Raw genomic sequence first — 24,944 nt, 5'->3', positions numbered from 1 at the left:
GAGTAAAGGTTGATAAGAATAAAAAGGGTTTCATATTTTGAAACCCTTTTTATTTTATGAAAGTGTGTTAAGTGCTATATCTATCATGGCTCTAAAAGTACTTTCTCTTTCATCTGCAGATGTTTCCTTTTTTGTAACCAAAGAATCAGAAATAGTTAAAATAGCTAAGGCTTTTACATTAAATTTTGCGGCTATTGTATATAATCCGGCAGCTTCCATTTCAACACAAAGCACACCAAATTTCGCCCATTTTTTATATGATTCCGAATCATCTCCGTAAAATTCGTCTGCAGAAAGTACATTCCCTGCTTTAATTGGGATGTTTTGCTGCTGCGCATATTGAGCAGCCTTCATAAATAATTCAAAATTTGCAGTAGGAGAATAATCGGCATTAATGAATCTGGTATTATTAATTCCTGAGGTAGAAGAAGCCGCCATAGCAATTACGATATCTCTCAATTTTACATCTGCTTGGTAGGAACCGGCAGTACCCACCCGGATCAGGTTTTTTACTCCATAATTGTTTATCAATTCATGACAATAGATCAATGCAGATGGAATTCCCATCCCGGTTCCCTGCACCGAAATTGGCTTTCCATTAAAGGTGCCGGTGTAGCCTAACATTCCACGAACATCATTATAACAAAAAGGGTTTTCTAAAAAGGTTTCTGCAATCCATTTGGCACGCATAGGGTCACCGGGTAATAAAATAGACTCTGCAATTTCTCCTTTCTTTGCTTCTATGTGTATACTCATGCCAGCTGTTTTTATTATGTAGAAGTAACTATAGTTATTCCGGATGAGGTTCCAATTCTGCTTACCCCCAGATCAATATACTGTTGCGCGGTTGCAGTATCTTTAATACCTCCTGAAGCTTTTACTTTTAATTGGTCTCCAACTTCCTCCAACATTAATTTTACATCTTCAAAAGTAGCACCACCAGTACCAAAACCTGTAGATGTTTTTACATAATCTGCACCGGATTTCGCTGCAATATGGCAGGCAATACGTTTTTCTTCATCTGTGAGATAACACGTTTCAATAATTACTTTTAGGATTTTGTCGCCTGTAATATCTTTGATAGCAGAAATTTCTTCGCGAACACTTTTGTAAAGATTATGTTTTAAAAAACCAATATTGATAACCATATCAATTTCATTTGCACCATCTTTTATGCATCTTTTTGCTTCGGACCGCTTAGCTTTGGAAGAAGAAGCACCTAATGGAAAGCCTATAGTAGCAACTATTTTTACTTTAGAATTAAGCAACTCATTACTTGCCAGAAAAACGTAACAACTATTAACACACACACTATAAAATTTGTGCTTTTTAGCTTCATCACAAAGTTTAACAATATCTGCGGGTGTTGCAGTAGGTTTTAATAAGGTATGGTCTATATAGTTGTTCAAGTCCATTAATTGTATGAGTTAATAATAGCACTAAAATTACTTTTCATGTTTAAGTTAAGTTTTTATAACCTAAGATGCTAATTTGTAAAAGAACTTTAACCCGTTAATGGATTCAAATTATATTTCTTTAATACTGGAAGCAACATTTCTAAAGGTATCTTAATAGAATATGTTCCTGTGTATGATGGACATATAACACAATCATCAAAATAATATTCTACCATAGTGTCATCCACTACAAAATTGTTCTTGTATTCAAAAAAATCATCTGCCGATATTTCCCAACAATCGTAAAACAACTCTCCTGAGGAAATTTTTTCTGAAAGTAATTCATTTAAAATAGTTCTTAATTCCTCTTCGGAACCTTCAATAAAAAAGTCTTCATAGTTCATAAAAACAGATCTGTTAAGATCGAAGTTGAGACAATCAAAAGTATAAGAGGGATGCATTGCTCCGGAATAGTAATTTTCTTTATAGAACAGCACACTTATAAGCTGCTCATTGACATTGTAGATCTTATAATCTACTTTTCTTTTTTCTCTGTAGCTATTTGTTCTTAAGGTGTCACAGTACAATTCTTTATCTTCTAAGATCTGAGCTTCTACCCCTTTAACATCTATATAATACTTATGAAGATATTCATTAAAATTACTATAAGAAGGTTTTATTACTTCATTCAGATAGGGATATTTAAAGTCCAGAACGTACAGGTCTTCTTCTTTAAAAAAGGATTTTGAGATTACCAGGTCCTGTAATTCTATTCTTTCATCTTCCTTTTTAATGAGTTCTTCCCTTTTTATGGTAATAGTTTGCTGTTTTTTTAATTCAATATCTTTTTCTGAAACGATCAAACTATCTTCAACAATTTCTAAGGAGTCATTGGTAATCTTTTCGACAGATTTTTTATCTGTATCACTTTTGCAGCCTACAAGGGCTATAAATAATAAAATGATAAAATTTTTTTCTATAATTTTCATAGGAAAAGGGTTTACTGATCTAATAATAGTTTAAGCTTTGTGAGCATTATTAATTCCGATTTGTTTTTGCCGGCAAAAGCACTGGCAATTGTATTAGCAGTTTTCCAGATAAGCTCTTTTTTTTTAGCTCCAAACAATTTTTCGTGCTCTTTTTTAAAATCTTTGAATTCTTCAAAACACGCATCGGCTTTAAGTTCTTTATAGTCTGACCAGCCAAACACAATTTCAATTTGAAATGCAGCATCTGAATGGAATTCATCTTCATAAGCATCAAGCTTTGTCCAATGGGATTTTACAATTTGCAATAGGACCTCGTATTCTTTCTCATGTACAGTTTTATCAGCAGCAGCAATCGCATAGAATAGTTTTCCTATTTTTTGATAAAATATTATTTCGGGTTTTTGCGACATGTTCATAGTTGCATTTCTTTAAAAAGACTTTATAAAAGTAGAAAACTTCAATACCTTATTTTATGATAAAAATCAGTTCGGTAAACTATTATTAATTACTATTTTTGAGGACATGAATGTTTTTGAAGAAAAACAAGGAAATATTTTTAAATTACTTTCTGAAGCGATCTCAGAAGGCATTATTATTGTTAATGATAAGCAAGTGATTGTAGCGTCTAACGGAGCAGCCAATGAAATGTTTGGTTATAAAAATGATGAACTATTAGGGAAACAGCTCAATCTTCTGATTCCACAGGAATACCATAAAAAGCATGAAGGGCATTTTGAAGAGTTTATCGATCACAGTGGAGTAAGGCAAATGGGCCATGGACGGGATATCTTTGGTTTGCGAAAAGATGGAGTTGTCTTTCCGGTAGAGGCCGGGTTAAATCCTTTCATGATCTATAAAACCCAATACGTGATGGCGTTGGTTAGTGATATAACCGTTAGAAAGAATCAGGAAAGGGAAATCAGGGAATTTAATGAGAGCTTGGAACAGAAGATCGAAAAACGTACCAAAGAACTCCACAGTACTATCCTGGAATTAAAAGAAGAAGTGATAAAGCGTAAAGAAGCAGAAAATAAAATAAAGGAATCATTGCAGAAAGAACGGGAGCTTAATGAACTTAAAACTAAATTTCTTTCTTTAGTTTCTCATGAATTTAAAACACCTTTAAGCGGAATTCTAACCTCAGTTACATTAGCAGGAAAATATACTCAAACAGAACAACAGGATAAAAGAGAAAAACATCTTAAAACCATTCAAAGTAAAGTTAAGTATTTGAACAATATCTTAAATGATTTTCTATCTATTGAGCGTATTGAGTCTGGTAAGGCAACCTATAAGTTTAGTACATTTCCACTTAGTAAAGTTATAAATGAAGTTATTTATGACGCTAATATGCTACTTAAAGACGGTCAGAAAATTAATTACCCTCAGGATATAGATGATATAATAGTTAATTTTGATGAAAAGATTTTAGAACTTATTCTTACCAATCTAATTAACAATGCAATTAAATACTCTCCGGAAAATAGCACTATAGATGTAAGTGTTACATCAAAAGGAGATAAACTTTCCATTAGTTTACAAGATGAAGGAATGGGTATCCCTAAAAAAGAACAAAAATTTATCTTCAATCGATATTTCAGGGCAGAAAATGCACTGTTGGACCAAGGAACGGGTATTGGTCTCAATATCGTAAAAAGTCATTTGGAAAATGTGGGCGGGACAATTACCTTTACAAGTGAAGAAAACAAAGGGAGTACTTTTACAGTCGAATTTCCTCTCATTTAGAACCACAAATTATCATGAAAACTGTCCTTATAATTGAAGACGATACTGCCCTACGTGAAAACACCGCTGAATTACTGGAGCTTAATAATTATAAGGTGATTACTGCTCCTAACGGAAAATTGGGAATTGAAAAGGCAAAAAAAGAAAAACCGAATATTATAGTATGTGATATTATGATGCCTGTAGTAGATGGATATGGTGTTTTAGAATCACTTGCTGATGATCCTTCTGTAAACCAGATTCCTTTTATATTCCTTTCAGCAAAAACAGAACATAAAGAGATTCGTAAGGGAATGGATCTCGGTGCTGATGATTACCTTACCAAGCCTTTTGAAGAAGAAGAATTATTGAGTGCTCTTGAAAGTCGTTTAGCTAAAGCCAGTATTCTATCAAGAATTATGATGGATCAACCTCAAATCCCAATAAGTGAGGAAGATGGAAATAGCTTGAGAAATCTAAACGAGCTTAAAAACTTTTTTGATGATAATGGCATCATTTCTACTTATAAAAAAGGAGAAACTATTTATAAGATCGGAGATCATTCTAATAATATTTTTCTTATTCTTAAAGGAGTTGTAAAAAGCCATAAAATGGATGAGAGCGGTAAAGAATTAACTACTGCACTGCATAAAGAAGATGATTTTTTAGGTTTTACTTCTTTTGAAGAAAACATTCCTTACCAGGAATCCTCCACAGCTGTAGGAGATGTCGAGCTGGCAGCAATTTCGAAAATGGAATTAAAAGAAGTACTTGGGAAAAGTAATAACGTATCTCTGGAACTAATGAATGTTTTAACCGACAACCTCTCTGAAGTTAAAGAGCAGCTTCTGCAAATGGCATATAGTTCGGTACGTAAAAAAACAGCTCAGACCATACTTCAATTTGCAGAAATACTCAATAAAAAGCCAGAGGATACCATTAAAATTTCTCGTAATGATCTCGCAAGTGTTGCCGGTATTGCTACAGAAAGCTTAATAAGAACTCTTTCCGGCTTTAAGAAAGAAGGACTTATTGATATAGAAGGCCGCAACATAAAAATCCTCGACCTGCAAAGGCTTCAATTAATAGATTAAGCAAGTTTTTTTAAAAACTGACTATTGTCATTCTTTAGAAAAGATCATCAGGATACATTTGTTTAATACAATGTATTGAAATGAAGAGGATTTTAATCCCAACAGATTTTTCTGATAATGCCGAAAATGCCATTAAATATGCAGTGTCTTTTTTTAAAGATACTGTGGCAACTTTCTATTTATTACATGTTTCATTAGTAGATGAGCTAAATGAACAGGAATGCTTTTATAAATTTTCGGATACAGCACTAAATGAAAAAGTTGTATATGACCCTTCCGAAAAATTACAAACCGAGTTAAAAAAAATTAAAACCTTTTCTAAAAATAAAGATCATAGCTTTTATACTATTCATGAGTATATACAATTTATCGAGGCAATAAGAAATCATGTGATCGAGAAGGAGATCGATTATATAGTTATGGGTACAAAAGGCGCATCGCAATATAATAATGCCACAATAGGTAGTCATACAAGTGATGTGATAACCAAGGTAAAATGCCCGATTTTTGTTATTCCTGAAAATGCAGCATACAGACCTCTGAAAAATATAGTGTTTCCTACAGATTTCAATATTTTTTATAAAAACAAAATATTAAATACCCTTTCCGAAATACTCAAAATTGAAAAAACGGTTTTAAGTATTCTATACATTTCAAAAAAAATTCACGATCTAAGCCCTCTTCAAAAAAAGAATAGAGCTTTTTTGCAGGAACATTTGGAGGATAAACCACACAACTTCTATTATATTACAGATGAAAATATTGACAGCGCTGTAGAGAGTTTTTCAAAAAAGAATCAGGTAGATATGATAGCTATGGTTGCAAAAAACCTCAATTTTTTCCAGCGAATATTATTCAAACCTACAGTTGAAAAAATAAGTTACCATACCAAAATTCCCTTTTTGGTATTGCATGAATAATTATTTCCATTATAGTACCTCAACAATGTAACTATCTTAAAAACCAATGGCTAGCTGACAATTATCATATTTTTTTTCACTTAGAAATAATAGTTTTGAATACAACCAAAAGAAAGCAAAGTGATGAGAAAAGTACTAATTCCAACAGATTTTTCTGAAAATGCAATGAATGCTATTAAATATGCCATGGAGCTTTTTAAGTATCAGCGAAGTGAGTTTATTATTATGCATGCTTTTGCAGATGAGGTTTATGAAAACAATATAGAAATGTCTCGTGCTTTGTTTGAAGAGTATAAAGAAAAAGTAAGAAGAAGATCAGACGGAGAATTGCAAAAAGTACTGGATGAAATGTTGAAGATTTCCCCAAACCCCAGACATGATTATAGTTTTTTGTCTGTTTTTGGTAGCCTGGTCGATGAAGCCAACGATATTGTCGATAAACAAAATATTGATGTCCTAGTCATGGGGACAAGAGGGAAAACAGATGACAGGGATATCACTTTTGGTAGTAATGCATTACAGGTGATTAAATATGTAAAATGCCCTGTATTGGCTATTCCGTCAAAATATAATGACGTGCATCCGCAAGAGATACTTTTTCCAACAGATTATCAATTGCCGTATCAACGTAGAGAGTTAAAACTTTTGAGCACTATCGCCAAAAATTTTGTTGCTAAAATCAATTTTTTATATGTGTCTAAGTTCGAAAACATCTCCTTCAGGCAACAGGATAACAAATCTTTATTAGAATGTTATATGGTTGAAAATAAAACAACTTTTTTAAATATATCGGGAAAAGACATTGCAGCGGCAATCAATGATTCTATTGAAAAAAACAAAATTGACATGTTGGTTATGATAAATTCAAGACACTCCTATCTGGAAAATGTTTTGTACGTGTCAACGATTCAAAAAATAGGGCTGCACATTCAAATACCATTTTTGGTACTTCAAAATTTACCTCGCTATTAATTTTAAAATAATACCTCATGAAAAAGATATTAGTACCTACGGATTTTTCAGAGAATGCATACAATGCCATTCAATATGGAATGAAGCTTTTTGAAAAGGAAGAATGTAAATTTTATTTGTTAAATACCTTTACTCCGGCTGCTTACAATGTTGGAGCAATGGCAGATAGCTATTCTGCATTACGACTACAGGAAATTGTTAGGACCAATTCAGAAGAAAGCCTGGATAAGATCGAAGCATCGCTCAAAAAAGAGTTCAACAATCCAAAGCACAGCTTTGAAAAAATAGCCAGCTTTAACTTGTTAGTGATGGAAATAATTGATTTGGTGGAAACACAGGGAATCGATCTTATTATTATGGGAACAAAAGGAGCTACCGGTGCCAAAGAAGTTTTTTTAGGTACACATACTACATTTACAATTAAAAAGGCAAAATGTCCTGTAATAGCAGTTCCCTCCGGATTTAGTTATGAAGCACCCAAGGAAATTCTGTTCCCTACAGATTATCATTTGGATAAAAACAATAAATACCTTTCGCTTATCAAGGAAATATGTGACGGTCATATTTCCAGGTTAAATATTCTTAATGCGTATTATGGTGAACCGTTGAGCAAAGACCAAATTGAAATGAAAGACTTTTTGGATATATATTTTAAAGGGAACGCCCACCTATTTCATATAGCTGAAAATACAGATGTATTAGGAGCTATTGAAAAATTTCAGGTAAAGAAAAAGATCAACCTTTTAATAATGATCCACAACAAGCATTCATTCTTTGAGAACATGCTCTTTAAACCTGTAATCAATCAAGTGGCGTATCATACCAATATTCCTTTTTTGGTAATTCCTTCCAAAGAACGAATCCAATCATAAATCCAAAATTATAATGAGAAAAATAATAGTTCCATCAGATTTTTCAGAGAACGCTTACAAAGCTCTAAAGTATGCTACATTCTTATATAGTGCTGAACCCTGCACTTTTTATATTTTGCATTCTTTTGAAAGACAGGTTTCCGGGTTGACAAGCAGAGTTGACGTTGGAAAGTCTGAAAAAATAGTTGCTGATTTAAATACCCAATCTCAAAAAGAAGGAGATGCATTGATTAAGAAAATTACGGCAGATACCAAAACATTGGGACATACCTATTCTTTGGTAATAACTTCGCAACGATTGCCTAATGCCTTAAATAGATTGATAAAAAAGGAGGGTGCAGAACTAATTGTTATGGGTACAAAAGGTAAAACTGCTGCCGAAGAAGTCATTCTAGGCAATACTACAATACAAATCCTAAAAAAATTAAAGAATAGCCCATTACTTATTATTCCCGAAGAAGTTAATTATACCAAGCTCGATAAGATTGCATATCCAACAAGTCTTAAACACACGGTGAAAGATCAGGAACTAGATTTTTTATTGTCTGTGGCAAACCGTAATCATGCACAAATTGAGATTATCCATTTTGGCACTAAGAATGAATTAAATGATGTTCAATTAAAGCATTTACAACAGATTGAGCGCAAATTTGAAGGAGTTAATACAGAGGTTCATTTTATAGAAGAAAAGGGTTCTAAATCTAAAATGATCAACCAATTTGTAAAACAGCACGAGATCAACTTATTGGCAATGATCTATTATAGATACAACATCATTCAGAGAATATTTAGAGAATCCGTAGTGAAAAAAATAGGGAAATATACCTCGGTTCCATATTTAGTGATCCCCCATAATAATTGATTTTTATCGTGGTAGTCGTTGTTTACCAAAGCTATATTTGAAATAAATAAAATACGATGTAGACATGAAAAAGAAAATTTTAATACCTACGGACTTTTCCAAAAATGCCTGGAGTGCTTTAAGCTATGCGATTGAGCTCTATAAAGATGAAGATTGTAATTTCTACTTGCTTAATGTATACTCGGTGAGTAGTTATGTCACAGACAATATGATGGTGCCAGAGCCCGGTGAGATGATGTACGAAGCTTCGAAAAAAGCTTCTCAGGAGGGATTGGATAAACTATTGAAAAAGCTATCATTTAGGGATGAATATTCCAGACATACATACGAAACAATTTCTGCATTTGGGTCACTTATTGAAACCATTAAAGAGATAGTCGCAAAAAAGGATATCGAATTAATTGTTATGGGAACCAAAGGAGCTACCAATGCAATAGATATTGTATTTGGCAGCAATACGGTTTCAGTAATGGAAAAAGTACGGAACTGCCCTGTTTTAGCTATTCCTCCGGATGTTATTTACCTGGAACCCAGAGAAATTGTGTTTCCCACTAGTTTTAAAACACATTACAAACGAAGAGAACTGAATTATTTGGTTGAGATCTCCAAAATTACAAATGCCCCCATTCGTATCCTTCATGTTTCAGAAACAGAAGAGTTATCCCAAGACCAACTTGATAATAAGCAACTGCTTCAAGAAATCTTTGATGGTTCAGAGTTTAGTTTTCACACTCTTCGAAACACAGACGTACAAACCGGGCTGGATTGTTTTGTACAGAGCAGGGATATAGATATGATAGCTTTTATCAACAAAAAGCACAATTTTTTTGCAAGTATATTTTCTCGTCCCATGGTAAAAACATTAGGTGAGCATTCCAAAGTTCCGGTATTGGCATTGCATGACTTCAGAAATTAATTTTCAGATATGAAAAAGCGAGAAGATCAAGAAGTTGAAATTATAAAATCATCAGGGCATAAAACCAATTTTTCTATTGAAAAACTGAAAAATTCCTTACACCGTAGTGGAGCAGAAGCCTCTGTTGTGCAAAATATTGTAGATATAGTCCGAGATGAACTATATCAAGGGATCTCTACTAAAGAGATTTACAATCGTGCTTTTGCATTGCTAAAAAAGAAGAAACGGGTTTATGCATCAAAATACAAATTAAAAAAGGCGATCTATGAATTGGGTCCTACAGGTTTTCCATTTGAAAAATTTGTAGGAGCAATTTTATACTATTCAGGATATGAAATAAAAATAGGGCAATTCCTAAATGGCAAATGTGTTTCACATGAAGTAGATGTTATTGCATATAAGAATGGGCAATATATCGTTGCAGAATGCAAATTTCATAACGAAGAAGGTAGAAATTGTGATGTTAAAGTCCCTTTATATATCCATTCCCGGTACCGGGACATCCTCAACCACTATGAAAAATCAAAAACCAAGGAAGAAATTCCCAATCAAGGCTGGGTGGTAACAAATACACGCTTTACTGCAGATGCATTGCAATATGGTAATTGCTCCGGACTGTTTTTGTTAAGTTGGGATTATCCGCAAAATAATGGACTCAAGGAAAGAATAGACCGGTTAGGCCTATATCCAATCACTGTATCTACTTTGCTTACACAACGGGAAAAACAGTTTTTATTAAGCCGCGATGTTGTATTATGCAGAGAACTGATCAATGATGTTTTTTATTTAGACCATTTAGGCATTTCAGAAAAACGGAAGAAGAATATTCTGGACGAGATCAACATGCTGTGTCAAAGTTCAAACCATACACATGCGAAAAACTAAGATTCATTTTCTGGGAGCTTCGGGAACGGTAACAGGTTCTAAATTTTTATTGGAAACACCTGAGCAGAATATCTTGATTGATTGTGGAATGTTTCAAGGCCTGAAGGAACTTCGGGAGCGCAATTGGGAAGATTTTCCTTTTGATGCTTCAGCAATTAGTACCATATTACTTACACATGGTCATTTGGATCACACAGGCTATTTACCTCGCCTTGTACAACAGGGTTTTCGCGGAAAAATAATTGGAACTGCACCTACTTTAGCGATTACTGAAATAATTTTAATGGATAGTGCTAAAATTCATGAAGAAGAAGCTGAAAAAGCAAATAAGGAAGGCTATTCAAAACATAAACCGGCAATTCCTTTTTACACTACAAAAGATGCAGAAACAACGATCAAATATTTTCAACCAAAAGAAAAAGACAGCTGGATAGAGCTAACAGAAAATATAAAGTACAGGTTTTGTTACAATGGCCATATCATTGGATCCACCTATATCGAATTAGATATCTTCGGAAAAATATTCGTGTTTTCGGGAGATATAGGCAAGGAACATGACCTGTTACTATTTCCACCCGAAAAACCTCGTTGGGCAGATTATTTGTTCTTAGAAAGTACCTATGGCAATAAATTACATCCCACTGAAAGTGTTTCGGAGAAATTAATTGAACTCATTAAAAAAACCATTAACGAAAGAGGAACATTGATTATCCCGTCTTTTGCCGTGGAACGGTTGCAGACACTTATGTTCATCCTATGGAAACTGTATCATGAAAACAGAATCCCTAATGTTCCAATATTTATTGACAGCCCTATGGGGAATAATGTCCTTTCTGTATTCGAACGCTTTTCAAAATGGCACAAATTATCTCCATCACAATTCAGGGCTATGAGCAACAGAATGCAGATCATTACTTCGTATAAAGAAACCTGGGAGACTATAGACAATCCAAGGCCAAAAGTAGTAATTGCCGGAAGTGGAATGGTAACCGGGGGCAGAGTTCTTACATATCTTAAGCAATTAATTGATGAGGAAACAACCACCATTCTATTAGTTGGATATCAGGCCGAAGGAACCAGGGGAAGGCAATTACTGGAAGGAGCACACGAAATTAAATTTTTTGGTAAGTATTATCCGGTCAAAGCAGAGGTCTGTCACATAGAAAGTTTGTCGGCACATGCAGACCAGCAAGGTATATTGAATTGGATAGGAGATATTAAGAATATTCCTGAAAATGTTTTTTTAATTCATGGAGAACCCACTGCTTCGGATGCTTTGCGGATGAAAATTCAGGACAAATATAAATGGCGTATTTCTATTCCTAAACTATATGATATTCATGAAGTTATAGTTTAGTTTTTTATTTTTTAAAAAAGACTCAAAAGTGATAATAGTCATTTTTTATGAAGCATTATACTCTTAAATTTAATGTTAATTAACGGAGTTAATAACAATAAACTAAAATGCTATGTCACTAATTAAATTAAACCGAAGACGATTTCCGTGGCTAAGCGATGGAGCACCATCCTGGCTTGATGCAGATGAGTTTCTTTCTGATGATTTCTTTCTAAAAGAAAGAAATATCCCTGCAATGAACGTGAAAGAAAACGAAAACAATTTTGAAATTGAATTAGCCATCCCAGGCTTTTCAAAAAATGAAATAGAAGTTGTTTTAGAAAACGACCTACTACAAGTAAGCGCTCAAAAGAGCGAAGAAAAAGAGGACACTGAAGAAGGATATAACCGAAAAGAATTTAGTTATAATGAATTTGAAAGAAAATTACAACTTCCAAAAAGTGTAGACCCAAAAGAAAAAGTGAAAGCTGTTTACAATAATGGAATATTAAAACTAAACCTTCTAAAAAAAGAGGAGGCTAAAATGATTCCAAAGAAAGTTATTGAAATAGATTAACCTGTCACGGGAAGCAGAGAATAAGTGAAAAGTTATTCTCTGCTTTTTAAAATATAAGATTATGGAAATCAATAAATCAAATATTAAATATGATAGAGTGGCGAAGTACAGAAGACCTGCATGAAGATATATTGAATAGCATTTCGGAATTACGCTTCATAAAAGATGAACAGCAATTTTTAGAAGATCTTATTAAAAATCACACCTTAGGCCTTATCTCCGGTAATGTATTTGAAAAAAGTAAAGTGGCCATCGGTATGTTATCGCAGCATAAAAAGAAGTTAAAACCCTTGCTTAAAAAAACAATGGCTCATGGTAATAACCTTCAAATCCTTTTAGATGAAGAAGAGGTTCCCGGAGAGCTGGAAGGATATAAAGAAGACCACTATAAATTAATGTTTGAAGTAGTAGCCTACTATTCAAAATTTAAAAAAATAAAACTAAAAATATTCAACCTCATCAAACAAATCATGAAAGAGGGAAAACAAAGAAGATTATTAAAATAAACAGTTCATTTATCAAAAAACTTTAAAACCACATATTATGAAGATCAAATTTATATTTCTGTTCCTTGCATTCAGCCTATTTAGCTGCTCATCCACTAAGTTGGTAAATCAATGGAAAAGTCCGGATACTCCGGTCTTTGAAGCCAATAAAGTGCTGGTTATTGGAATGTCTGCAAATGAAGATACAAGAAGAATGTTTGAAGAAACACTCACTTCGCAATTAGAAAAGAAAGACATCATTGCTGTACGAAGTATTGACTTTTTTGACCAATCTTTTACAAATGCCGAAAAATCTGAAGAAGAGCTCAATGAAATTGAAAATCAATTACTTGATGCAGGTTTTGATGCAGTATTGTTTTCAAAGATTACAGGTTCGGTAAGTAAAACCAACTTAGTAAATTCTTTCAATAGTTTTAGCAATAACATTGATAGTTTCAGAGACTATTTTTATGAAAATCAAAATGTTTATTACAAAGAGCAAAAAAGGGAATTTTATCAGGTATACCATTCTGAAACATCACTATACTGTATCTGTCCCGGTAAAGAGCGAGAATTGCTATGGAAAGGATCTATTGATATTGTTGACCCGCAAAAGACTCAAAAGTCCATTTCAGATTATGTAAAAGTTTTAATAAAAGAGTTTGAAGATCAACAGCTTTTAGTAGTTCAATAATGAAAAACAAGGTACTGGTCTATAGCGCCAAGAATTTTGAAATACCTTTCCTGGACAATGCAAATGAAAACAGATTTGACATTACATATACCTCGGAAAGGCTTACTTCAAAAACGGCTATGCTATCAGTAGGTTTTGAAGTTATTTCAATTTTTTCTGCAGATGATGCTTCTCCGGTTGTACTTCAAAAGTTAAGAGATTTTGGAGTAAAATATATTACGTTGCGCTCTGCAGGATATGATAATGTCAATCTTAAAATTGCAAAAAAATTAAAGTTTAAGGTTGCAAATGCCCCGGGATATTCCCCAAATGCAATTGCCGAGCATGCTATAGCATTAATGCTTGCATTAAATAGAAAGCTAATTCTTGCCAACAAGCAAATAAAAGAATATGACTTTACCTTAGACAATCTGGTTGGCTTTAACGTACACAAAAAGACAGCCGGAATAATAGGAACCGGTAAAATAGGAAGTGTGCTGGTAAAAATCCTCCATGGTTTTGGATGCAATATTTTGGCAAATGATCTAAAAAAGGACTCCAAACTTGAAACATCATTCAGTATTCAATACACAACACTTAAAGAGCTCTGTAAACAGGCAGATATCCTATTTGTATGTGTCCCTTTAACTTCTGAAACACATTACCTGATCAACAAACAGTTAATAGACACAATGAAACCAAAAGCTATTTTGGTAAATATTGCCAGAGGTGCTATTGTAAATACCAAGGATATTTTGGAAGGACTAAATTCTAAAAAGATAGAAGGTTATGCAACAGACGTCTATGAAAATGAAAGCGGTATTTTTTTCTATGACCATTCTGAAAATAAAATAAATGACGAGGTGCTTCAGGAAGTAATAGGTCATCCTAAAATTGTATTGACACCACACCAGGCATTTGTAACAGAGGACGCTTTAACGAAAATTGCCGAAACGACTTTTTACAATATTGAATGCTGGAAACAAAATACAACTCCTATAAATGAACTCATTCACTAGCTGCTAAAGATATTAGTAGTGCATTATGAGCATTGGGACATTACTACTGTAGTTGATTTTAGAAGTTTTGGAACCAAATATGAACCGATCCAAAAAACTCTGCTTTTCTACAAACATAGCGTGTAATTCTACCGGGAAGAGTTGTTCAAAAGCATTAATAGCATCAATAGGCGTTATTCCAACTATAGTATTTATAGTATAGTCGATACTTTTGGGAATATTTTCCAAAAAAGATTCAATTTCGGTTGTAGATACCTCAGAACTCTTTTCTTCAATATCCAAAACTTTTAAAACAGCATTATGGATTACTAAAGCCTCTGTAAGTGGCTTTAACTTTTTGAAAGGAAATTTTTTATGATTGGTCGAGAATAAAACGGACTTAATTTTTTTAAATTGATAACCTTCGGGAACTGTAATCAACGGACAATCTACTTGCCGAATTACTTTTAGGGTATTGCTGCCAAAGATCACTTCTTCTGCTCCTGTGGCACCATTGGTTCCCATAATAATAAGGTCTATCTTATTTGAACTTACCGCTTGTCTCACGGCATCTGTAAAAACATCAAAATCCAATAATGCCTTAAAACTATATTTTTCTGAAGCATTCTCTTTTCTCAACCTGTCTGTCAATTCCTGAAGCTTTTTTTTATTATCATCCAAAACAGCTTCATAAACAGAAGAAGTTTCAGAAGTGGACATCAAATCACTTGTTGTATAATTAGATGTTTTCTGAATATTCAATACAAAGAAATTCGCTTCAGTATTTTTAAAAAAAGCCAGAGCATATGTTATGGCATTGATAGAATTTTTAGAAAAGTCTGTGGGTAAGAGAATATTCTTCATTTTCATTTACTTTACTACTCAAAATTAGATGGAACGGCTTTGTATAACTATGATTTATGTCATATCAAAATTTTCAAGAGTTCCTTTTCCTTTAAGATCTTCCAGCGTAATAGTCTCAAAACTTTTTCTGAGGGCCTCCTTTGCAGGTGCAATAAAATTGTGAATTGGGCAAGGGTTTTCCGCATCGCAGTTCTCAAAATTCAGAGCGCATAGCTGTAATCTGTCTTTCCCTTCAATTTCGATAATGATATCTAATACAGAGTTCTTCAATTGTTCTTCGGTTACAAAAAAGCCCCCATTGGGGCCTTTCGTAGAGGACAAGTATTTTTTGGTAGACAATTGTTGTAAGATCTTAGATAAAAAAGGTTTTGGGACATCAGTCTCTTCAGCAATATTCTTTACAAGTAATTTATGTTCTTCTGAAGAAGCCGTTACAATATATGCCAAAGCTTTAATAGCATATTTTGAAGAATTTGATAACATTTTTTACTAGCTTTTTTTTTAACACATCAAATATACATTCAATTATTTATAATAAAAGATAAAAAAATCTTTTTATGATAATTATCATATTTTATGAGCTCTTTCACTGGTATTTTTGACCTAGAAAATATTAATCAATTACACTATGAAATATTTAATTAAAACGCTGGCTCTCATATTTGTTGCATTACTTATTAGTTGTGGCGGCAAAGATGAAAAAAAAGAAAAAGAGCAAGTTAAAATTGGCAGCTATAAAAAAGCTGAAACCAAAAAAACTTCAGAGAGCACTACTACTAATACAGAAACAATTGACCTTTCTAACAAAGGAGTTGGCCCTGTAAAAAATCTGGAACTACCCGAAACCATAGATCAAGCTATGGCAGCAGAAGGGGAGGAGTTATTTAGAACAAAATGTTCTGCTTGTCACAAGCCAACGAAAAAATTCATTGGCCCTGCTCCCGTAGGTGTTTTGGAGAGACGTTCCCCGGAATGGGTTATGAATATGATCTTGGATCCTGAAGGAATGGTAAAGAACGATCCAGTTGCCAAGCAGCTTTTAATAGAATATAATGGTTCGCCTATGGCAAATCAAAGTCTTACTGAGCCCGAAGCACGAAGTATTCTGGAATATTTCAGAACTCTATAAAGAATGATACCTATTTGTGTTCACTTTAATTAACCAAAATTGCCACTACAACATTATAAATATATAATTGTTGATGGCTAAAAAAGCAAAATTATGAAAACAATGATCAAACTACTATTTGTTTCATTATTAATACTCTTTAGTAGTTGTAAATCTGAAACAAAAAATGATGCAGCAACTGCATCTGAAGACACTGTACAAGAAGCTACTTCTTCTGAAAAACAAGGACAAGCTTTTCTTAAAGACGATGAAGCCAAACCAACAGTTTTGCACATAGCAATTGGCTCTAAAGATCACACTACTTTGGTAGCGGCTGTACAAGCAGCCGAATTGGAGAACGCATTGGTAAATGCCGGCCCTTTAATGGTCTTTGGTCCTACAAATGCAGCATTTGAAGCACTTCCGGAAGGTACTGTGGAAAATTTGCTAAAACCGGAAAACAAAGAACAACTGGCTTTTATACTGAAGCACCATGTAACTCCCGGAAATTATAGCAAAGACTTTTTAAAGAAGTTTAAAACATTGGGACAGGCAAGTAATGAAAACATTACTGTAGAAGTAGATGGTGACGATGTATATGTAGGTGGTGCCAAGATATTGGGAAGTGTTCCTGCAGGTAATGGTATTGTTCACGTAGTTGATAAAGTGATCTTACCTGAAAATTAAAAAAACAACTTAATAAATATAACCATGAAAAAACAATTAAATTTTATGTTATCACTCTTAGTCCTCATTGGATTGATGAGTTGTAACAATAGTGAGTCTTCCAGTAAACAAAGCAAAGGGGCACTTGGTTCTAATGCTGCCGAAAAAGTATATGTTGCTCCTGGAGAATATGACGAGTATTATGCTTTTATTTCAGGTGGATTTAGTGGGCAATTATCTGTGTACGGTTTACCATCAGGAAGATTGTTTAAAGTGATTCCGGTATTTTCACAGGATGCCGAAAAGGCCTGGGGCTATAACGAAGAAACCAAGCCTATGTTAAATACCTCTCACGGTTTTGTGCCTTGGGATGATTCTCACCACCCGGATATTTCACAAACCAATGGGGTAGTAGATGGAAGATGGGTATTTATAAATGGTAATAATACGCCGCGTATTGCAAAAATCGACCTTACTACATTCGAAACAACAGAGATTATTGAGATTCCTAATAGTGCAGGAAATCACAGTTCTTCTTTTGTTACTGAAAATACAGAGTATGTAGTTGCAGGTACGCGTTTCTCAGTGCCAATTCCACAAAGGGATATGCCTATAAAGGAGTATAAAGGAAACTTTAAGGGTTCTTTATCCTTTATAAGTGTTGACCCGGAAGACGGTGGGATGGACCTGAGTTTTCAGATCATGATGCCAGGTTTTGATTATGACCTCGCTCACCCGGGTAGAGGTGCCTCTCATGGATGGTTCTTCTTCTCTACATATAATTCTGAAGAAGCCAGCACACTTCTTGAAGTAAACGCTTCCCAGAATGATAAAGATTTTATCGCTGCTGTAAATTGGAAGAAAGCAGAAGAGTATATTAAGGAAGGAAGAGGGAAAAAAATGCCTGCCAACTATGCACATAATGTGTATGATGAAGAAACACATACTGCTACTTCAACAATGAAAAAAGAAGTATTGATGTTGGACGCATCAGAGTTACCGGGATTGGTATATCTGTTACCAACACCTAAATCACCTCACGGCTGTGATGTTGATCCTTCCGGAGAATATATTGTTGGGAATGGAAAACTTTCAGCTAACTTAACAATTCATTCATTTACCAAAATGCTTGCAGCAATTGAAGCCGAAAACTTTGATGGCGATGCGTACGGGATTCCTATCTTAAAATTTGAAGACGTGTTGGCCGGTGTTGTAGAACAAGCAGGATTAGGGCCTTTGCATACAGAATTTGACGGAAAAGGAAACGGGTATACTACCTTCTTTATTTCTTCAGAAGTTGTAAAATGGAAATTAGGTACTTGGGAAGTAGTGGACAGACAGCCATGTTATTATTCTGTAGGTCACTTAATGATTCCTGGTGGTAATTCAAGAGAACCTTTCGGAGATTATGTATTGGCGATGAATAAGATTACAAAGGACCGTTATTTACCTACAGGCCCTGAAGTAACACAATCGGCTCAGCTATATGATATCTCAGGCGATAAAATGGAACTGTTATTAGATTTTCCAACAGTGGGAGAACCCCATTATGCTGCTGGAATTAGAGCGGATATTGTAATGAAGAATTCCAAAAAGATCTTCAAACTTGAAGAGAACAAACATAAGTATGCTATAAAAACAGAAGCAGATGCCAGAGTAGAACGAAACGGAAAAGAAGTACATATTTATATGTCCATGATCCGCAGCCACTTTAACCCGGATAATATTGAAGGTATTAAAGTAGGAGATAAAGTGTATTTCCACGTTACTAATCTGGAACAGGATTACGATGTACCTCACGGTGTGAGTATAATAGGTGCAAATACCTCAGAATTATTGATTATGCCCGGACAAACTGAAACATTTGTCTGGGAACCAAAGCAGGTTGGTGTATGGCCATTCTATTGTACAGATTTCTGTTCAGCATTACACCAGGAAATGCAGGGATATGTAAGAGTTTCTCCAGCGTCGTCTAATATAGAGCTTAGCTGGTCGTTAGGAGAAGATTAATATTTTTTAATATTGGAAATACCGTAGAGTAGTGATTAGTAGTATTTCCACAAAAGACGGGAGTTATCGACTACTCCCGTCTTTAATTAAAGCATAATTATCATGAAAAAGTCACGCATCATAATGAGTTTAGGAGCCTTACTAATTTTAGGGTTGTTTGTTTTTCCTCTTTGGAATATTACTTTGGAAGCTCCACAATATCCTATTCCACTTGGGATGGATATTTATATCAATGATTTTGCAGATACACATCCACACGATATTAAAAATATCAACTTAATGAATCATTACGTAGGGATGAAATACATTCCGGAAAGCATTCCTGAGTTTAAAATTTTTCCCATAGTAATTATAGCGATGTCAATTCTGGGGCTTTTAATAGGAATAAAAGCAGGTTATAAATGGTTCTTGGTATGGTTTATTATAATGGCAGTATTAGCTGCAGCAGGAATATATGATTTTTACTTATGGGAGTATGATTATGGTCATAATCTGGATCCAAAAGCCATTATGAAATTTACCAATCCGGATGGTAGTATTATGGGGTTTCAGCCTCCTTTATTTGGTTCAAAGGACATTTTAAACTTTACAGCGCACTCCTACCCACAATTGGGAGCATACCTGATGGCAGGGGGAATGGGGCTATCTCTTTTGGCCTTCTTCATAGGAAGAAAAGAAAAAAGAGCTACAAATTAAAATAGAAACCATGAAAAAGCTAATCACTCTTTTTATTTTTTCAATGCTCTTTATTTCGTGTAATATAAAACCACAGGAAATAAATTACGGTGAAGACACTTGTCATTATTGTAGTATGACAATTGTAGACAGGCAACACGCAGCACAATTGGTTACGGATAAAGGTAAAGTGTATAAATTTGATGCAGCAGAATGCATGGTCCATCATCTTGCTGAAATCACAACACCAGTAGCTATTTATTTGGTTACAGATTATAATACCCCGGAATCATTGGTCGATGCAGAAAAAGCCACATTCATTATTTCACCTAATATTCCCAGCCCAATGAAAGCAAACCTCTCGGCTTTAGCTTCAAGAGAAGATGCCATTTCATTACAAGAAGAAAAAGGTGGGGAGTTGTTTACCTGGGAAGAATTATTAAGCCACCTAAACAATAAATAGTTATGTATCAAATAGGGAATACAATAAAAGCCAGCAAATTCAAAGGCCTGAAAGTTGATAAACTAGCTTCTAAAGACGGATGTGAAACATTATTAATTGTTTTGGAGAAAGCACATACTTTTCCCGAACATACTTCTCCAAGAGATACTTTATTGGTACTATTGGAAGGTGACATCAGTTTTACTATAAACAATAAAGATTACTCATTACAAAAGCACCAAACCTTTACATTTCCTGCCGAAAAAAAGCATAAAGTCTTTGCTAGAGAAAATTCAAAATTTTTAATCATCAGATAAAAGTCAACTGTTATGAAACGTATTTTAATACTTTTTACACTCTTTCTATGCCTAATTTTTAGCAATACCATGGCACAAAAAGGGAAGCAATGTGTACATTGTAATATGAATATGCAAGATGAACTCCACCGGGCAACTGCAGAAAATAAGAAGGATGTACTTTATTTTGGTTCAATAGAATGTCTTGTCAATTATCTTAAAAATGAAAATACGGATGATTTTTCTTCACTTAAGGTAAGCGATTATAATACCGGAGAAATGATCGATGCAAAAAAGGCATATTATTTAATAAGTAAGGCAATCCCCAGCCCTATGGGAGCAAATCTTTCAGCCTTTAAAACAAAAAAAGAAGTGCTGGCAAAGAAATCTTTAAAAGATGATGAGGTGTATAACTGGACCGAATTGGTCGCAGCTTTTAAGAACCCTAAGTTTGGAGTTATAGACCATCATAATCACGCAAATCATTATAGGTCGGATTCACATGCACCCATTGGAGTTATGGGGGATCATTTACACCCAAAAGGAGGACTAATGCTTTCTTTTCGTTATATGAATATGGCAATGGATGGAAACAGATCTGGTACAGATGATATAAATAATGATGCAATATTCAATAGCTTCATGGTAGCACCGCAAGAAATGGTTATGAATATGTACATGATCGGGATCATGTATGCACCAACGGATAAACTCACTTTAATGGCAATGCAAAACATCGTTTCAAAGAATATGGATCTGACCGCCCGGATGATGATGAATGAAATGGTAATGTTCCGGGATTTTTCAACCAATAGTTCAGGCTTGGGGGACTTAAAGGTGAACGCTTTATATGGGATTTTTGATAACCAAAAGTCCTCTCTTCATTTAAACGGAGGACTTAACATTCCTGTAGGCGATATAGAGCAAAGAGACGACACACCAATGATGGAAAATGCAAAATTACCTTACGCTATGCAGCTGGGAAGTGGAACTTTTGATATTACATTAGGAGGAACCTATAAGGAAATGTATCAAAATACATCTTGGGGGACACAGTTTCTGGGAACTTTCAGAATAGGAGAGAATGGTCAGGACTATCGTTTTGGGAACCAATATCAATTAAATGTTTGGGGTGCTTATAGTGTGTCACATAACTTTAGTTTTTCTGCACGATTACTTGGAGTGATCGAGGACAAAATAGAAGGTATGGACCTTCAGTTGAACCCAATGATGGTTACAACTGCAAATACAGATAATTATGGTAGTGACAAGCTAAAATCCTTTTTGGGGATGAATATATCATTTCCGGAATCATCGGGCTTGAAAAAAATCCGATTTGGAATTGAAGCAGGGATACCTGTATATGAAAACTATAATGGAATCCAGATGGATGAAGACTTTTCACTAAATTTAGGTGTTAAGTACGAAGTATTGTAATAAACGTAAATAGATAATTTGAAAATTTTCCGCCTACATAGTATCTTCTTGATTGTATTTTTGTTGAGCACAACTGTTGATTCGCAGGTTATGGAGGTATGTAAAAGTTGTGATATAAGCTCAATTAAGGAAGGAATACTCCAGGCAGAAGATCACGATACACTGCTTATTAAAAAAGGCACTTATAAAGAATTTAATATAATTGTTGATAAACCTCTTACAATACTTGGAGAGGATTTCCCTGTTATTGATGGCGAATTTAAAGGTGAAATAATAAAGGTCATTGCAGATAATGTAACCTTAGATGGATTGTTCATTATAAATGTAGGAACCAGTTATACTGAGGATTATGCTGCTGTACGGGTGACCAGAAGTAAGAATTTTTTGATTCAGAATTTGGTTTTGGAAAAACTTTTCTTCGGAATTTACCTTGAAAAAGCAAGCGACGGAAGGGTATACCATAACAAGATAATCGGTGATGCGGAAGAAGAATATAATTCGGGTAATGGCATTCAATTATGGTACAGTCAAAATATTGAAGTCGATAAAAATATAGTGACCCATGTACGTGATGGAATCTATTTGGAGTTTTCAAATTTCTGTAAGATTACTAATAATATAAGCTCACATAATATTCGCTACGGACTTCATTTTATGTTTTCGAATGACGATTTGTACGAAAGGAATACATTTCAGAACAATGGTGCTGGAGTAGCAGTAATGTTTTCAAAAAAGATAGAAATGTATCACAATATCTTTAAAGATAATTGGGGTTCGGCTTCATTTGGAGTTTTACTGAAAGAGATCAATGATTCTGAAATAATTGGGAACGTTTTTGAAAGCAATACAATTGGCATCAACATAGAAGGCTCTAACCGCATCAATTATAAGAATAACGATTTCATAAACAATGGATGGGCCATAAAATCACGTGGAGCATGTTATGCCAATCATTTTATAAACAATAATTTTATGTATAATTCTTTTGATCTGGCATATAACAGTAAACTTAACGATAATAAATTTGAAAGTAATTATTGGAGTAATTACACAGGTTACGATCTGGATAAAGATGGTGTGGGAGATATTCCATATCGTCCGGTAAAATTGTTTTCGTATGTGGTGAACCGTACTCCGGAAGCCATAATTCTATTGAGAAGCTTATTTATAGATATTATCGATTTTTCCGAAAAAGTTTCACCGGTCTTTACACCTGATAACTTGTTGGACGGAAAACCAAAAATGAAAATGATAACTCATGATTAGTCTCAGGGATTTACATAAAAAATTTGGTAAGAACCATGTGCTAAAGGGCGTTGATCTGGAAATTGAACAAGGTGGAATATTTGCCATTTTAGGGCCTAACGGCTCTGGAAAGACAACCTTGATAAAAAGTATTTTAGGAATGGTAATTCCCAATTCCGGTACTATAGAGATCGAAGGAAAAGAAATTAAAAAGGATTGGAAATACCGTAATAAAATTGACTACCTACCGCAAATAGCAAACTTTCCGGCAAACCTTACCGTAAAGGAATTGATGCGAATGATCAAAGACCTTAGGGCTAATAAGTCTGCAGATGATGAAAGGCTTATTGAACTCTTTAAATTGGAACCGTTTTTAACCAAAAAGCTGGGTAATCTCTCTGGTGGTACAAAGCAAAAAGTAAACATTGTACTTGCTTTTATGTTTGATAGTCCTCTTATTATTCTGGACGAGCCAACATCTGGCTTAGACCCAATTTCATTAATTAGGTTAAAAGAATTGATAACGGCAGAAAAAGAAAAGGGGAAAACCATTTTAATAACTTCACACATTATGAGTTTTGTAGAAGAAGTTACCAACAATATTGTTTTTCTGCTGGAAGGAAAGATCTATTTTAAAGGAAGTATTTTAGAATTAAAATCCAAAACAGGGCAACCCGATTTCGAACATGCCATAGCATCCATTTTATCTAATAGTTATGATTAAGATCCTAAAATATAGTTGTTACGACTTATTGCGAAGCAGATGGAGTTATGTCTACTTTGCGTTCTATCTATTACTGGGGATCGTTTTGCTGTTCCTCAATAATGACCTCTCCAAAGCAGTTATTACTTTAATGAACGTCATTATTATTTTAGTACCGCTCATAGGTACCATTTTTGGTGTGATGTACTATTATAATTCAAAAGAATTTACAGAGCTCCTTTTAGCACAACCTGTTAAACGGTCTTCTATTTTTTTAGGACAATATCTGGGAGTAGCCTTGTCGCTTTCTATGAGTCTTATTATTGGTCTGGGAGTCCCTTTTCTCTTCTATGGAATTTTTAAATCTTCAGCAATATGGGACTTTTCCCTTTTGCTTATTACCGGGACTTTTTTAACACTCATTTTTACAGCACTGGCTTTCAATATTGCACTTTATAACGAAAATAAAATTAAAGGCTTTGGATATGCTATTCTACTTTGGCTCTTTATGGCTGTAATTTATGACGGTATTTTTTTAATGTCTTTAATAGCTTTTGAAGAGTATCCTTTAGATACTTTTTCATTGGTAGGTACGATGGCGAACCCAATAGACCTCTCCCGGGTTTTAATTTTATTGAAACTTGATATTTCAGCATTACTGGGTTATACAGGAGCACTGTTCCAGAAATTCTTTGGAACTAATTTTGGAATCATAGTATCTTCGGCAATGCTCTTACTTTGGGTCTTGATCCCGACACTACTTATTAAAATAAAAGCTGGTAAAAAGGATTTTTAAT

The 24,944-nt window shown here is 34.2% G+C and carries 29 protein-coding genes; 23 read left to right on the top strand and 6 right to left on the bottom strand.

All coding sequences use genetic code 11. The features are described 5' to 3' along the window. Positions 1-54 precede the first annotated feature (54 nt). From deoD to ACY2RT_RS05130, 4 genes are all read right to left on the bottom strand, one after another. A complete protein-coding gene (gene deoD / locus ACY2RT_RS05145; RefSeq protein WP_490154808.1) occupies positions 55-756 on the bottom strand; it encodes a purine-nucleoside phosphorylase in 702 nt (233 codons plus the stop codon). Positions 757-770: 14 nt separating this feature from the next. Further along, entirely contained in the window at positions 771-1,415 is a 645-nt protein-coding gene (gene deoC / locus ACY2RT_RS05140) for a deoxyribose-phosphate aldolase (protein ID WP_490154807.1), read from the bottom strand. Between the two features lie 89 nt (positions 1,416-1,504). Further along, on the bottom strand, positions 1,505-2,386 hold the full coding sequence (locus ACY2RT_RS05135) for an RsiV family protein (protein ID WP_490154806.1): 882 nt from the start codon (positions 2,384-2,386) through the stop codon (positions 1,505-1,507). Positions 2,387-2,397: 11 nt separating this feature from the next. Beyond that, on the bottom strand, positions 2,398-2,802 hold the full coding sequence (locus tag ACY2RT_RS05130; RefSeq protein ID WP_490154805.1) for a hypothetical protein: 405 nt from the start codon (positions 2,800-2,802) through the stop codon (positions 2,398-2,400). Positions 2,803-2,908: 106 nt separating this feature from the next. Between ACY2RT_RS05130 and ACY2RT_RS05125 the strand changes: the two genes are divergently transcribed. The 13 genes from ACY2RT_RS05125 (at position 2,909) to ACY2RT_RS05065 (ending at position 14,722) form a co-directional block, all read left to right on the top strand. Then, positions 2,909-4,132, top strand: a complete 1,224-nt coding sequence (locus tag ACY2RT_RS05125) for a PAS domain-containing sensor histidine kinase (protein ID WP_490154804.1) — start codon at positions 2,909-2,911, stop codon at positions 4,130-4,132. Positions 4,133-4,146: 14 nt separating this feature from the next. Continuing rightward, complete coding sequence (locus tag ACY2RT_RS05120; protein WP_490154803.1) at positions 4,147-5,205, top strand: response regulator; 1,059 nt, start codon at positions 4,147-4,149, stop codon at positions 5,203-5,205. An 80-nt stretch (positions 5,206-5,285) separates the two neighbouring features. Continuing rightward, positions 5,286-6,125, top strand: a complete 840-nt coding sequence (locus ACY2RT_RS05115) for a universal stress protein (protein WP_490154802.1) — start codon at positions 5,286-5,288, stop codon at positions 6,123-6,125. A gap of 123 nt (positions 6,126-6,248) precedes the next feature. Beyond that, positions 6,249-7,097 (top strand): universal stress protein, encoded by an 849-nt coding sequence (locus ACY2RT_RS05110; protein WP_490154801.1) that lies wholly within the window; start codon positions 6,249-6,251, stop codon positions 7,095-7,097. A 17-nt stretch (positions 7,098-7,114) separates the two neighbouring features. After that, positions 7,115-7,969 (top strand): universal stress protein, encoded by an 855-nt coding sequence (locus ACY2RT_RS05105; protein ID WP_490154800.1) that lies wholly within the window; start codon positions 7,115-7,117, stop codon positions 7,967-7,969. A gap of 13 nt (positions 7,970-7,982) precedes the next feature. Further along, on the top strand, positions 7,983-8,831 hold the full coding sequence (locus ACY2RT_RS05100; protein ID WP_490154799.1) for a universal stress protein: 849 nt from the start codon (positions 7,983-7,985) through the stop codon (positions 8,829-8,831). A gap of 64 nt (positions 8,832-8,895) precedes the next feature. Continuing rightward, positions 8,896-9,747: a universal stress protein gene (locus ACY2RT_RS05095; protein ID WP_490154798.1), complete on the top strand. Its 852-nt coding sequence runs from the start codon at positions 8,896-8,898 to the stop codon at positions 9,745-9,747. A 9-nt stretch (positions 9,748-9,756) separates the two neighbouring features. After that, a complete protein-coding gene (locus ACY2RT_RS05090) occupies positions 9,757-10,632 on the top strand; it encodes an ATP cone domain-containing protein (protein ID WP_490154797.1) in 876 nt (291 codons plus the stop codon). After that, positions 10,619-11,989 (top strand): MBL fold metallo-hydrolase RNA specificity domain-containing protein, encoded by a 1,371-nt coding sequence (locus ACY2RT_RS05085; RefSeq protein WP_490154796.1) that lies wholly within the window; start codon positions 10,619-10,621, stop codon positions 11,987-11,989. Before ACY2RT_RS05090 ends, ACY2RT_RS05085 begins: the two co-directional genes overlap by 14 nt. A 112-nt stretch (positions 11,990-12,101) precedes the next feature. Continuing rightward, the gene (locus ACY2RT_RS05080; protein ID WP_490154795.1) at positions 12,102-12,545 is read left to right on the top strand and encodes an Hsp20/alpha crystallin family protein; all 444 of its coding nucleotides are present in this window, start codon (positions 12,102-12,104) and stop codon (positions 12,543-12,545) included. Positions 12,546-12,634: 89 nt separating this feature from the next. After that, positions 12,635-13,051, top strand: a complete 417-nt coding sequence (locus ACY2RT_RS05075) for a hypothetical protein (protein ID WP_490154794.1) — start codon at positions 12,635-12,637, stop codon at positions 13,049-13,051. A gap of 37 nt (positions 13,052-13,088) precedes the next feature. After that, positions 13,089-13,724 carry a hypothetical protein gene (locus tag ACY2RT_RS05070; protein ID WP_490154793.1) on the top strand — a complete coding sequence of 212 codons (636 nt, stop codon included), beginning with the start codon at positions 13,089-13,091 and terminating at the stop codon, positions 13,722-13,724. Then, complete coding sequence (locus ACY2RT_RS05065) at positions 13,724-14,722, top strand: 2-hydroxyacid dehydrogenase (RefSeq protein ID WP_490154792.1); 999 nt, start codon at positions 13,724-13,726, stop codon at positions 14,720-14,722. Before ACY2RT_RS05070 ends, ACY2RT_RS05065 begins: the two co-directional genes overlap by 1 nt. 12 nt (positions 14,723-14,734) lie before the next feature. Here the strand turns inward: ACY2RT_RS05065 and ACY2RT_RS05060 are convergent, their stop codons facing one another. After that, a complete protein-coding gene (locus ACY2RT_RS05060) occupies positions 14,735-15,565 on the bottom strand; it encodes a universal stress protein (protein WP_490154791.1) in 831 nt (276 codons plus the stop codon). Positions 15,566-15,619: 54 nt separating this feature from the next. Beyond that, entirely contained in the window at positions 15,620-16,048 is a 429-nt protein-coding gene (locus tag ACY2RT_RS05055; protein WP_490154790.1) for an RrF2 family transcriptional regulator, read from the bottom strand. 145 nt (positions 16,049-16,193) lie between these two features. Here ACY2RT_RS05055 and ACY2RT_RS05050 point away from each other — a divergent pair, with 145 nt between their 5' ends. The 10 genes from ACY2RT_RS05050 (at position 16,194) to ACY2RT_RS05005 (ending at position 24,943) form a co-directional block, all read left to right on the top strand. After that, a complete protein-coding gene (locus tag ACY2RT_RS05050; RefSeq protein ID WP_490154789.1) occupies positions 16,194-16,694 on the top strand; it encodes a c-type cytochrome in 501 nt (166 codons plus the stop codon). Positions 16,695-16,787: 93 nt separating this feature from the next. Continuing rightward, positions 16,788-17,360, top strand: a complete 573-nt coding sequence (locus ACY2RT_RS05045; protein ID WP_490154788.1) for a fasciclin domain-containing protein — start codon at positions 16,788-16,790, stop codon at positions 17,358-17,360. 24 nt (positions 17,361-17,384) lie between these two features. Continuing rightward, complete coding sequence (gene nosZ / locus ACY2RT_RS05040; RefSeq protein WP_490154787.1) at positions 17,385-19,349, top strand: Sec-dependent nitrous-oxide reductase; 1,965 nt, start codon at positions 17,385-17,387, stop codon at positions 19,347-19,349. 102 nt (positions 19,350-19,451) lie between these two features. Next, positions 19,452-20,045: a hypothetical protein gene (locus tag ACY2RT_RS05035; RefSeq protein WP_490154786.1), complete on the top strand. Its 594-nt coding sequence runs from the start codon at positions 19,452-19,454 to the stop codon at positions 20,043-20,045. Positions 20,046-20,055: 10 nt separating this feature from the next. After that, the gene (locus tag ACY2RT_RS05030; RefSeq protein WP_490154785.1) at positions 20,056-20,487 is read left to right on the top strand and encodes a nitrous oxide reductase accessory protein NosL; all 432 of its coding nucleotides are present in this window, start codon (positions 20,056-20,058) and stop codon (positions 20,485-20,487) included. A 2-nt stretch (positions 20,488-20,489) separates the two neighbouring features. Further along, positions 20,490-20,783 (top strand): cupin domain-containing protein, encoded by a 294-nt coding sequence (locus ACY2RT_RS05025; RefSeq protein WP_490154784.1) that lies wholly within the window; start codon positions 20,490-20,492, stop codon positions 20,781-20,783. Between the two features lie 12 nt (positions 20,784-20,795). Next, entirely contained in the window at positions 20,796-22,199 is a 1,404-nt protein-coding gene (locus tag ACY2RT_RS05020) for a nitrous oxide reductase accessory protein NosL (protein ID WP_490154783.1), read from the top strand. Between the two features lie 90 nt (positions 22,200-22,289). Further along, positions 22,290-23,465, top strand: a complete 1,176-nt coding sequence (locus ACY2RT_RS05015) for a nitrous oxide reductase family maturation protein NosD (protein WP_490154931.1) — start codon at positions 22,290-22,292, stop codon at positions 23,463-23,465. Continuing rightward, positions 23,458-24,168, top strand: a complete 711-nt coding sequence (locus ACY2RT_RS05010) for an ABC transporter ATP-binding protein (protein ID WP_490154782.1) — start codon at positions 23,458-23,460, stop codon at positions 24,166-24,168. Before ACY2RT_RS05015 ends, ACY2RT_RS05010 begins: the two co-directional genes overlap by 8 nt. Further along, entirely contained in the window at positions 24,161-24,943 is a 783-nt protein-coding gene (locus ACY2RT_RS05005; protein ID WP_490154781.1) for an ABC transporter permease, read from the top strand. The genes ACY2RT_RS05010 and ACY2RT_RS05005 overlap by 8 nt, the downstream gene beginning before the upstream one ends. Position 24,944: the final 1 nt, after the last annotated feature.

This window comes from Ulvibacter sp. 2210JD10-4 (assembly GCF_058148525.1).
This window is presented reverse-complemented; position numbering and strand designations above follow the sequence as displayed.